Annotated in this window: 12 protein-coding genes and 1 riboswitch; of the genes, 3 read left to right on the top strand and 9 right to left on the bottom strand. The window is 34.6% G+C overall.

The annotated features are described in order from the left end of the window. Nucleotides 1–2: 2 nt before the first annotated feature. A complete protein-coding gene (locus OCL94_RS04115) occupies nucleotides 3–1,322 on the bottom strand; it encodes an MFS transporter (protein WP_262994882.1) in 1,320 nt (439 codons plus the stop codon). 210 nt (nucleotides 1,323–1,532) lie between these two features. Between OCL94_RS04115 and OCL94_RS04110 the strand changes: the two genes are divergently transcribed. Further along, a complete protein-coding gene (locus tag OCL94_RS04110) occupies nucleotides 1,533–1,928 on the top strand; it encodes a DoxX family protein (RefSeq protein WP_262994880.1) in 396 nt (131 codons plus the stop codon). Nucleotides 1,929–2,110: 182 nt separating this feature from the next. Here OCL94_RS04110 and OCL94_RS04105 read toward each other — a convergent pair whose 3' ends face one another. The 8 genes from OCL94_RS04105 to OCL94_RS04070 form a co-directional block, all read right to left on the bottom strand. Next, complete coding sequence (locus OCL94_RS04105; protein ID WP_262994878.1) at nucleotides 2,111–2,707, bottom strand: YdeI/OmpD-associated family protein; 597 nt, start codon at nucleotides 2,705–2,707, stop codon at nucleotides 2,111–2,113. A 33-nt stretch (nucleotides 2,708–2,740) separates the two neighbouring features. Next, nucleotides 2,741–3,505 (bottom strand): molybdate ABC transporter substrate-binding protein, encoded by a 765-nt coding sequence (gene modA, locus OCL94_RS04100; RefSeq protein WP_262994876.1) that lies wholly within the window; start codon nucleotides 3,503–3,505, stop codon nucleotides 2,741–2,743. 101 nt (nucleotides 3,506–3,606) lie between these two features. Next, a complete protein-coding gene (ahpF, locus tag OCL94_RS04095) occupies nucleotides 3,607–5,130 on the bottom strand; it encodes an alkyl hydroperoxide reductase subunit F (RefSeq protein WP_262994874.1) in 1,524 nt (507 codons plus the stop codon). A gap of 116 nt (nucleotides 5,131–5,246) precedes the next feature. After that, a complete protein-coding gene (ahpC, locus tag OCL94_RS04090; RefSeq protein WP_262994872.1) occupies nucleotides 5,247–5,816 on the bottom strand; it encodes an alkyl hydroperoxide reductase subunit C in 570 nt (189 codons plus the stop codon). Between the two features lie 141 nt (nucleotides 5,817–5,957). Continuing rightward, nucleotides 5,958–7,292 carry a sodium-dependent transporter gene (locus OCL94_RS04085; protein ID WP_262994870.1) on the bottom strand — a complete coding sequence of 445 codons (1,335 nt, stop codon included), beginning with the start codon at nucleotides 7,290–7,292 and terminating at the stop codon, nucleotides 5,958–5,960. Between the two features lie 283 nt (nucleotides 7,293–7,575). Further along, on the bottom strand, nucleotides 7,576–8,367 hold the full coding sequence (locus OCL94_RS04080) for an energy-coupling factor transporter transmembrane component T family protein (RefSeq protein WP_262994868.1): 792 nt from the start codon (nucleotides 8,365–8,367) through the stop codon (nucleotides 7,576–7,578). Next, nucleotides 8,360–9,763 (bottom strand): ABC transporter ATP-binding protein, encoded by a 1,404-nt coding sequence (locus OCL94_RS04075; protein ID WP_262994866.1) that lies wholly within the window; start codon nucleotides 9,761–9,763, stop codon nucleotides 8,360–8,362. The genes OCL94_RS04080 and OCL94_RS04075 overlap by 8 nt, the downstream gene beginning before the upstream one ends. A gap of 2 nt (nucleotides 9,764–9,765) precedes the next feature. Beyond that, nucleotides 9,766–10,356 (bottom strand): ECF transporter S component, encoded by a 591-nt coding sequence (locus OCL94_RS04070; protein WP_262994864.1) that lies wholly within the window; start codon nucleotides 10,354–10,356, stop codon nucleotides 9,766–9,768. 69 nt (nucleotides 10,357–10,425) lie between these two features. Then, nucleotides 10,426–10,530: riboswitch (TPP riboswitch) on the bottom strand. A 162-nt stretch (nucleotides 10,531–10,692) separates the two neighbouring features. Between OCL94_RS04070 and OCL94_RS04065 the strand changes: the two genes are divergently transcribed. After that, nucleotides 10,693–11,211, top strand: coding sequence for a GNAT family N-acetyltransferase (locus OCL94_RS04065; RefSeq protein WP_262994862.1), 519 nt, complete (start codon nucleotides 10,693–10,695; stop codon nucleotides 11,209–11,211). A 118-nt stretch (nucleotides 11,212–11,329) separates the two neighbouring features. Then, entirely contained in the window at nucleotides 11,330–12,166 is an 837-nt protein-coding gene (locus OCL94_RS04060; RefSeq protein ID WP_262994860.1) for a formate/nitrite transporter family protein, read from the top strand.

Here is a 12,166-nt window from a genome sequence, read left to right as displayed (position 1 = left end):
ACCTATTTATTACTCAAATTTTCACTGAGACGTATCACTTTGAAGTGCAATAAATAAGCGCCTAACGCCATTATAAATAATGATAATATTGCAATACGGCTTGCTAATGGTCCATATTCTTTTAATAGAAGTGTAATCGTGCCATAAATAAACGGACCAAATACTGCTGATAATTTGCCACTCATTGAGAATAACCCAAAGAACTGCCCTTCATGTTCAGCTGGAGATAATTCAATAATTAACGTTCTGGATATTACCCAAATCGATCCCATTGCTATCCCAAACAATATAGCACAAATATAAAAGGCCGCTTTCGGTAATGGAATGCTCGCAATGATTAAAGCTACCATGAGCACTAGCGCTACGTAATGTAAAGCTTTTAATGAACCGATATGTTTAGCGATATAACCAAAGATGAATGCACCAATGACACTAAACACTGTCGCAATCATGAATATTTTAATAAATTCAGTAGAAGTAAATCCAACGACAGTCGTTGCATACGGCTGCATCATACTGATCGCTGTTGCCAGCGCGTCATTTAAAAAGAAATACACAATTAAAAAGACATAAATAGCAGGTTCATTACGTGCCATTTTAAACGTATCCAGCACTTCTTTATATCCAGATGTTAGGCTGGATTGATAGTTCTGTTGATGTTGTTTCATTTGATTCTTATTCTTTTGCCCATCACTACCAAATATAAAGATAGGAATACTAAATATTAAAAATAAAATTGCTGTTGGTATGAACGTGTTCCCCGCATCTTTAGTTCCTACTAGCGCCATCACTGTAAGGACACCAAATAACGTCCCTAAATAACCAAGTGCAACACCAAAACCTGAAAGTACAGAGTGATCTTCTTTCGGCGCTAAACTACTCATCATCGCATCATAAAACACAAGACTTGAGTTATACATGAACTTCGCAATGGTAAATAAAATAATAATTAATAAAAAAGATACCGGAATACCCCATAACTGCTGTTTCATATCAGCATGATAAATATAGCCCATTAAAAATGTACAAAGAAAAACTACTAGAGTAAATATAATTACCCATTTCTTTTTCTTTTGTGTTCTATCAATATATACGCCGTATATTGGACTAAGCACGATTAATAACAATGCAGCAACACTTGCTGAATATGCTATCCATGTAGACGATACTTGTTCTGTTACCGGATTCGTTCCGAATTGTTCTGTAACGAATTGTGGGAAGAATAAAGTTACGATGTTCGCACTAAATATCGTATTACTAAAGTCATAGAGCGCCCAGCTAAAAATCGGTAATGATAATAATAGTCTCAAATCTTTTTTCATGATGGTCTCCTTAAAAAGTGATAATACATATAGTGTAACGATAGATTGTTCTCATAATATAAATTTTCTGTTTCATTATTGTAAAGCAGGCTAATGTACCCCAAAAGTGATTAATTTTAATTTAAGTATAAAAAATATATTTAATATAATTGACGGCGATTGATATATTATTTATACTAAACACATCTTAAATTTAAAGGAGTTATAAAAATGAATTTCAATCAATTAGGTACGCTATTATTAAGAATCACAGTAGGTCTTACTTTCTTCTTACATGGCTTAGCAAAATTTCAAGGTGGTATAGAAAACACTGTTGGATTTTTTGAATCACTCGGTTTTCCAGGTGTTTTAGCATATGTTGTTGCAATTATCGAGCTTGTTGGGGGTATCATGATGATATTAGGCATTAAAACAAAAATCATTGGATGGTTATTCGTTGCAGTGCTTGCTGTTGCAATAATAAAAGTTAAGCTCGCTGCTGGTTTCATGGGTAACGATAAGACGACTGGATATGAGTTTGATATTTTATTACTCGCTGCATCGTTATTCTTCGCTTTAGGTAATGATTCTATATATAGTATCGAACAAAAATTTATGAATAAATAAATATCTGAAAATAGGTGAATTTTCTGTAAATTGACCCTATAACATTTTAACACGACTTTCTCTTTATTATCATCTAAGAGCTATTCAAACGATTTTTGCAAAATAAAAAACGAGTTATACATCCATTATGTTATAAGAATGTATAACTCGTCTATTCATATAATCGGCGATATCCTTCACTACTATCTTTCAAGAATCCCTTTACCTTCATAAATTTTCTCAGCATATTTTTCTATACGATTACGACGTGTTTCGCTACGCTTCGCTTTATTGATTTCAATTACATAAGCGCGTTGACGTCCTGGCGTTAAATTATAAAAAGCTTCTCTCAATCTATCATTCTCTTTAAACGCTTCTTCTAACTCCACTGGAATTTCAAGTGGTCCATGTTCTTTTTTAGGTGGTTTTTTACCTGACTTTTCTACACGTATCGCTTCTTCTATGTAATAGCGAATCATTTCTTTCTTCTCTTCAATTTCTTCTACTGATGTGAAACGCAGCTGACGATCGACTTGCACATGTTCTGTTTGCTGTATCAACATATTGTATTTATCTTCAAGCATTACACCTTTATGAAATAATAAAGCGACATAATCTTTAAACCCATGCATTAACACTACATTTTTTCCTTTTAGTGTGTAGCACGGATGCATCCATTTATAATCTTCCTCTAAGTCAAATGATGTAATAATTGCTCTAAATAATTGATAGGCTTCTTTCCACTTCGAATCTTTTTGAAAGTATTGCTCCAGCTTTTGCTCAGTCGTTAATTCTGTCATTTGTTCTCCTCCATTTCGTCACATCAATGACTACTATGCATTGATATCAAATCCATATTTTTTATATATTTTTTTACATGCATCATTTTGTAAGTAATGATATAACGCATCTGTTTCTTTCTTATGCTTTGTACCTTTTATTTTTGCAATCGGATAAGTAATTGGATCATGTAACGCATCGTTTAGTGGAAGTTGATGTTGCACTTTGCTTGTTGCTTTAAGATCTGACGCATACACAAAGCCTGCTTCTGTATTCCCTGTCTCTACATACGTCAGTACTTGACGTACATCTTTCGTCAATACCATTTTCGGCTTTAAAGTTTCTTGTAAATTTAATTTTTTTAACGTCTGCGCTGCATATTTACCCGCTGGTACTACTTCAGGATTGCCAATAGCTATTTTTCTAATTGTGTTATCTTTTAGTGTTTCAGGGGATACGATAGCATCATTTGAAATGAGTACTAAATGATTTTTTAATAGTATGGTCGTGTCACTTTGATTAATGTCTTGATGTTTAATTAAATCGTCAACTTTATCCTGCGCTGCAGAAATGAATAAATCAACCGGTGCTCCTGATTTAATTTGTTGGGCAAGTGCACCTGACGCACCATAATTAAATTTGATATCAATATTTTTGTTTTTATTTTCATATGCTTTTTCTATTTCAGTTAACGCATTTTTTAGACTGGCTGCAGCTGAAACTGTAATGGTTATTTTTTCTTTTGCTGTTTGATTTTGTGATGTACCACATCCACTTAATAACATACACATCGATAGTAGGACCCATATCTTTTTCATAGAATTTCCCCCTTAATATGTATATATATTATCATAAAAAAAAGACTCGTTATGCATAATAACATAACAAGTCTAGATCATATTGATTTAAAGTAATAATTTTAGTTTCTAATTAAATAATCAAATGCACTCAATGCTGCTGTTGCACCAGACCCCATTGAAATAATGATTTGTTTATATGTTTGATCTGTACAGTCTCCTGCAGCAAAGATACCTGGTACATTTGTTGCACCGTTCTTATCGACAATAATTTCTCCTCGATTATTACGTGCAACGACATCACCAACAAATTCTGTGCTTGGTACTAAACCAATTTGTACAAATACACCTTCTAATTCAATCGTGTGTTCTTCATTTGTATTACGATCTACATAAGTTAAAGCTTTTAATGTTTCTTCACCTGTTAATTCTTTTGTTGCAGCAGATTTAATCACCTTTGTGTTACTTAACGATGCTAAACGATCTTGTAACACTTTATCTGCGCGTAATTCTTCACCAAATTCAAGTAACGTCACATGTTCAACAATACCTGCTAAATCAATTGCCGCTTCAACACCAGAGTTTCCTCCCCCAACAACTGCAACGCGTTTCCCTTCAAATAAAGGACCATCACAGTGCGGGCAATATGCTACACCTTTTGTTTGATATTCAGCTTCACCAGGGACATTCATGTTACGCCATTTCGCACCAGTTCCGATGATCAATGTTTTAGATGTTAATTTACCACCGTTTTCTAGCGTTACATGGACTAAATCATCTATTTTTTCTAATGATTCAACACGTACAGCACTCATCACATCGATATCATAACTGTTGATATGATCTTTCAAGTTTTGAGAGAATTCAGGACCTGTCGTTTCTTTTACCGTAATGAAGTTTTCGATACCTGCTGTATCATTCACTTGACCACCAATACGTTCAGCTACAATTCCTGTACGTAACCCTTTACGAGCTGCATAAATTGCTGCACTACCACTTGCTGGCCCTCCACCGATTACAAGTACATCGAATGTTTCTTTCGCATCGAACTCAGCAGCGTCAGCACCGCCACCTAATTTCGCAATGATTTCTTCTACTGTTGCTTTACCGCTACCAAATTCTGTACCGTCTAAGAACATAGTAGGAACAGCCATAATATCTTTAGATTCTTCTCTAAATGCTGCGCCATCAATCATTGTATGCGTAATATTTGGATTTAAGACTGCCATCATGTTTAATGCTTGTACAACATCTGGACATTTCGTACAAGTTAAGCTGATGAATGTTTCAAAGTTGAATGGTCCTTCTAACTTTTGAATTTGATCAATAACAGATTGTTCTACTTTCGGCGCACGACCACTCACTTGTAATAACGCTAATACGAGAGATGTAAATTCGTGACCTAAAGGCACACCCGCAAATGTGATACGCGCCGCCTCATTAGGACGAGCTAACGTAAAGCTCGGTGTACGTTTTAAAGTGCCTTCTGTTAATGTAATGCGTGCAGACATCGATTCAATCTGGTTTAATAATTCCATCATATCCTTGCTTGTCTTGTCTTCTCCAGCGCTTGCCGTGATAACGACATCGCCTTCCATTAACTCTAAATACTGAGCTAATTGTTGTTTCAATGTTTCATTTAACATTACATATTCTCCTTTAATTATCATTTTTCTGTTCTAATTATAATAGAGACCACAACGTAAAAGTACGTTGTGGCAGCCATTAAATATTAAATTAAACAATTACTTTAATTGATATATTAGATTTTACCTACTAAGTCTAATCCAGGCGTTAAAGTTTCGCCGCTTTCTTTCCATTTCGCAGGACAAACTTCACCATCATGAGATGCTACATATTGTGCAGCTTTAACTTTATCAACTAATACTGAAGCATCGCGACCGATACCATCATTATTGATTTCCATCGTTTGAACAACACCATCTGGATCGATTAAGAATGTCGCACGTTGTGCAAGACCTGCTGCTTCATCTAATACATCAAAGTTGTTCGCGATAACGTGAGATGGGTCACCAATCATTGTATATTGAATTTTACCAATCGCTTCTGAATGATCATGCCAAGCTTTATGTGTAAAGTGTGTGTCACATGATACAGAATATACATTAACACCTAAGCTTTGTAATGTTTCATATTGTTCTTGTAAATCTTCTAATTCAGTTGGACAAACGAAAGTGAAATCTGCTGGGTAGAAACATACGATGTTCCAGCTACCTTTCATTGATTCATTAGATACTTGAACAAATTTGTCCTCTTTAGGATCATAAGCGTTCGCTGTGAATGGTAAGATTTCTTTGTTAATTAAAGACATGTGTAAATTCCTCCTGAGAATAGTAATAAATTTTCTTTTCTAGATTAGAATAATTCTAATCTCTACATTGTTTATTATTACATGTGGAACTTTTTAAGTCAACTCACAACACTTGAAATCACTAATAAATCCTATCATGATTTATTTCATTATCATCGTAATAAATACAGTGATAATTACAATTGGAATGATGTATTTTAATAAAAATGACCATACTTTAAATAATCCTCTATATTTCTCGTCCATTAATTCTTCTCTCGCAACAGCTTTGTCTAGTCGATAACCCGTAAACAGCGCGAAACATAAAGCGCCAATCGGCAACATAATATTTGATACTAAATAATCCATGTTATCAAAGAATGTTCCAGCACCAAATTTCACTTCACTTAATACACCACTTGATAAAGCAGAAGGTATACATAAAATAAACAATAATATTGAAATTAAATATACACCTTGTTTTCTTTTACTTTCATTTTGCTTAATGTAGTTTGATACATTAATTTCAATTAAAGAAATAGACGATGTAATTGTCGCAAAAAAGAATAAGGATAAGAATATTAAATAAAATACACTGCCCATCGGTAACTGATCAAATACGTATGGTAACACGATAAACAACAATCCAGGGCCTTGTGCGTTATCGATGCCTAGCGATGCCGTCGCAGGAAATATAGCAAGTCCTGAAAGTATCGTCACTAATATATTCAATGCGACAACTGAAACACCTGACTGCACTAAATCTGTCTTTTTATCTAAATATGATGCATAGGTTAACATCCCTCCAAAACCGACGGATAATGAGAAGAATGATTGACCTAGCGCAAAGAGTACACCTTCTGAATTCATCGAGCCGAAGTCAGGCTTTAAGAAATAAATTACACCTGTCATCGCATGCGGTAATGTTAAAGAGCGAATGATTATCACAACAAATGCAACAAAGAGGAGCGGCATCATAATTTTAGAAGCTTTCTCTATACCACCTTGAATTCCTTTAGAAACAATATACGCTGTTAAAAAAATAAATAATGCAGCACCAAAAATAGCATACAATGGATTGCTAATAAGAGTACCAAACAATGCTTCATAGTGCTTCGTATGTTGTTTCGTTACAATCACATATATCGTTCTTATCATATACAGGAGAATCCAACCACCAATCACACTATAAAAACTTAACAATAAAAAGACGCCTACATTGCCTAAATGACCTATTAAATTAAAATATTTATTACCTGTCAACTTGCCAAATACTTCAGTACTATACGTTTTGCCGTGTCTACCAATAACAAATTCTGCAAGTAATAGTGGTAAACCGATAAACATTGTAAATATAATGAATAGAAATAAAAATGCAGCACCACCATTGTCGGCCATGACGTATGGGAATTTCCACATCGCACCTAACCCTATTGCCGAACCGGCACTTGCCAATATAAATCCAATTTTTGAACCCCAAGCTGATCTTTGTTCCATGTGAATTCCCTCATTTCTTAAGTTTATTTAAACAAAAAAAGAGGCCAGTGCATACGCACTGGCCATAAAAATAGACCGTCTGCATATGCAATCGGCCTCAAGTAACGCAAATGAAGCCGTCATAGATACTTATATCTATGACGAGCATAAATATAAGTTATGACAGCTGCCACCACATATTTAGTTTTGCACTTGTATGTACAAAAGACTTCATTTCCGTTACCTCACTTGTTTAATATTACTGATAATTCTAACATCGAATAGATTAATCGTCAAACACCTTTTATCTCGCATCTGTAATATGCGTAATCGGTAAATACATCGCACATATCAATGACAGCACGATAATACTAATCATAATCAATACTAACAGTATATCTCGATAACTAAAGGGAACGTGGTAATAATATGTTCTTTTCCCGTCATGAAAGCCCTTCTTTTCCATCGCAACTGCTAAACGATGCGCACGTCTAATATTTTGACTCATTAATGGTATTAATATATGTTTGAGTCGTTTAAGCCCACGATATTGTCTCGCATCAATTACGTGATATCGCATTTTTAGCGCATTTTTTAATTGAAAGTAAGACTCAAACATTAACGGTACCATTCGAATGGTCGCCATGAAAGCATATGCATATTTCGGTTTAATTTTGAAATGCTGCATTAAGCTATAAAATATTTTTACGACTTCACTTGTAAAGGCAATCGTCAGACCGAGGCAACCCAACGTCAACGTTCTTAACGAAAGATGTAAACCACGAAACAGACTCTCCTTAGAAATATGGATCATCCCCCATTCAAACAACATCGTCTTCCCCTCACCGTAAAAGACCATAAACAACGACGAAGTAATACTAAACAGAATCATGACACTAACAAACGCAGCAATTAATTTGAAGCGAACACCACTTAAACCGAACATAAAGATAAACATGAATAACGTTAAATATAACATCCAGTCAAAATTATGAATAAAGATAACAACCGCGAACAGTAGCACTCCTAATATCAATTTCGTGATAATATTCGCTTTATCCAGAAAGGTAGAATAAATTTTAAACTGTTCATACATGTTCACTTCTCCTCACTTCAACAAGATGACCATCTTGAATATTCAAAACGCGTGACGGGTATCGCATAATCAACTGCTCATCATGTGTCACCATAATTATGGACTGTCCTGATGCAACACGTGCTTTAAATAACGTAATCAACTCAAAAGTATTCTTACTATCTAAACCGAAAGTAGGCTCATCCAGTAATATAATATCTGCTTTCGTACTTAAAGCGGTCGCAACACTCAAACGACGTTTCTGGCCCATTGATAATTCATACGGATGACGATGACGTAAATGGTATAACTGTAACGTAGTTAATAATGCAATTGTTTCAGTTTCTGCAGTCGCTTCATCTAAAAATTGATAATTAAAATATATTTCATCATAAACAGTACTTTGAATAAATTGTAACTCTGGATTTTGATATACAAGATAGAGATGTTGAGCAGCGTCTTTAACTGTCTTAAGCACATTCCCGTTAAATGTAATTTCACCGTTATACGGAATGATTTGCATTATTGTATCGAATAATGTTGTCTTACCGGCACCATTATTCCCTGTTATGGCAACCCACTCATGATTTTTCACTTCTAAATGTTCGATTTGATAGAGTACACGCGCTTTACGTTTAACTTCCACTTGTGATAACGCCAACTTAAATACTTGCTTATATGGGTGATAGTGAAGTGGTTCGGGTGCCATTTGATACGCATTAGGATGCCACACACCATAGTCATTCAACAATTGTTCGTGTTCTTTTAATATGACTTCTGGTGAATCACTCGCGACAATTTCACCGGACTGATTCATCAATATAATTCGGTCGACATGTTCCCATATATACGATACTTTATGTTCGACGATTAACACGGTTTGATCTTGCCAAAGCTCAATCATTAATGACCACAAATTTTGAGTCGTCTCGTGATCAAGCATCGCTGTCGGTTCATCCAGGAATAAAGTATTAGCGTTTTGTAATAATGAACCAGCAATCGCAAGTTTTTGTTTCATCCCACCACTTAACTGGTTAATCATTTGGTGTTCATCTACATTTAAACCGACTTGTGTCAGAGCAGCACGAATTTTGCCATCCATCTCGGCACGTGGTACATTTTGATTTTCTAATATAAACGCTAATTCTTCATATACTTTCGGCATACAAAACTGGCTATCGGGATCTTGAAATATCACACTTGAATCATCATGAATTTGAAGTGTGTCATATTTCATCGGCAGTTCAACAAGTTGTGGTACGATACCACTTAATACATTCAATAATGTACTTTTACCTGAACCTGACGGACCAAGTAATAACACCTTTTCTTTATCTTGAATTTCCAGGTTTAATCCATCAAATATTTTGTCGTCTTCTCCGGGATATTTAAGACGTAAATTCGAAACTTTCAACATCGCTATAAACTATCGTAATCTGCCTGGCTTGTTGATCTAAATAGCTTTGTAACGCCTGTCTGATCAAGTGCCTTAACGATATAATAAGACAGTAACCCGGAAATGAGTACACCACTGATAAGACGGAAGATGATGTATAATAATACATTCCATCCTGCAACTTCTGACATATAGCCGTAGTAATATTCAATAGGTAAACTGATTATTGCAGCTGCCACACCGGCCAGAATACTTACCATTACTGTTCTCGAACGATATTTAAATAGCATAAACACAAGTTCGCATGCCAATCCTTGTAAAAATGCAAAGACGAAAGTTGGAATATCAAATTTACCCATGACAATTGTTTCACCTGCGCCTGCAGCAAATTCAGCCAGTAGTGCAATACCTGCTTTTGGTACAATTAAATAAGCAACCACTGCCGCCATGAACCAAACGCCGTATACAAGTTGTTCGAGATGTAAACCAAGTGGTTTTATAGCTTCATATGGCAACCACACGAAGTTATAAACGATTGCAAATAGTACTGCGACGAGTACTGTAACTAAAATATCCGATAACTTTAAACCATTACGACTTACTGAATCATTCATTTCCATTCCTCCATAAAAATACGCACCCTTCAATAAAGAAGACTGCGCAAGGAAAAATAGACATAACACCGTTATGACTATACACTTCCCTACGCTAGTATCATCTAGATCAGGTTCAAAGGGTCTAAAGCTACAGCTTTATCTCAGTTTTTACAAACTCCCCTAGTGCGTTTATTCAAATTTGTTATTTTTACACTACCTTTGAAAATATATTTTGTCAATAAGAAAAATTATTTACTACTAATTGTTATCCATCATAAACAAGTTAATAGTTGCGAATTACACCAATAACGTAGATAATATGTATAACAATAAACGAATAAAGCAGGAGATTATTTGAACTACATTAAGATAGAACGCGTAGATCCAGAGGATTTGCCATTACTTATACAAATTAGCAAGAAGACTTTCGATGATACTTTTAGACCGAACAATAAAGATGAAGTGATTGATAATTATTTAAACACCTCATTTACAAAAGAAATGATGTTGAACCAATTGAAAAATCCTCATTCTGAGTTTTATTTTGCGGTTGTAAATAACAAAGTGGCCGGCTATTTAAAGATAAATATTAAAGATGCTCAAACTGAAAATATGGGTGCAGATTCACTTGAAATTGAACGCATATATGTTGATCGTAATTACCATAAACAAGGTATTGGAAAATTGTTGTATGACAAAGCAATCGAACGTGCCCATTATTATCGTGTCCATAAAGTTTGGTTAGGGGTATGGGAACATAACCATAATGCCTTAGCATTTTATACTAAATTAGGTTTTAAACATACCGATTCACATGTATTCCAAATGGGTGATGAAGCTCAAACAGATTTTATCATGGAATACCCACTTTAGCATTTGTTAACATTTTCACAAATACCTCTATACACGCAAACCTTCAAAAGATATAATAGTCATGTATTTATATTGTTCTTAAAATTATTGTAAGAATAACACTATAGGAGGATTTACAATGACAATTGAAATTCCAGTAAAAACGATTGAAGACACGTATGCGTCTAAAAGCAACATTGAAAACATATTAAATCAAGTTGCAGCGAAAGAAGTGATGGCGGATCAAACACCGAGTCACTACATGTTAAAAGCAATTATGTCAGGATTTTTACTTGCTATCATGGCGGTATTACAACTTGCAGCAAAAACGCAATTCGCTCCAGCTGGCAATCCAGGTTTAATCAACTTAATCGGTGCGATTGCTTTCAGTATTGCACTCGTTATGATTGTATTAACAAACTCTGAGTTATTAACAAGTAACTTTATGTTCTTTACAGTTGCGTATTACTACAAAACAATTACGTTAAGCAAGATTATGAAAGTATTTACGCTATGTTTCCTGGGAAATATTATTGGTGGCTTTATTCTTTTCGGTATGATGACAGGAACGAAAGTAATGACACCAGAAATGGTAGCTGCATTAACAAAAACGGTAAATGCAAAAACAATCGATGCAAGCTGGCATGCAATATTAATTAAAGGTATATTCGCGAACTTCTTTATTAATATTGGTATTTATATTGCGATACAATGTAAAGAAGCTTTAGCAAAAGTATTCTTTATTGGCGTCGGTGTTGTCATCTTCGTATTTATGGCATACGAACACGTTGTATATAATGCTGGTTTATTCGCAGGAATGATGTTCTATAACATCGATGCATTATCATGGATTGACGTATTGAAAAATATTGTCTTTGCTTATATAGGTAACTATATCGGTGGTGGTATCTTTATCGGCTTAGTTTATGCATACGTAAACGGCAAAAGAGATGACGTTGTAAAATTAACAAAATAA

Source organism: Macrococcus capreoli (assembly GCF_025628935.1).
In the GTDB taxonomy this organism is placed as follows: Bacteria; Bacillota; Bacilli; order Staphylococcales; family Staphylococcaceae; genus Macrococcoides; species Macrococcoides capreoli.
Note: the sequence above shows the minus strand (reverse complement) of the source record. Positions and strands in the feature narration are given on the sequence as shown.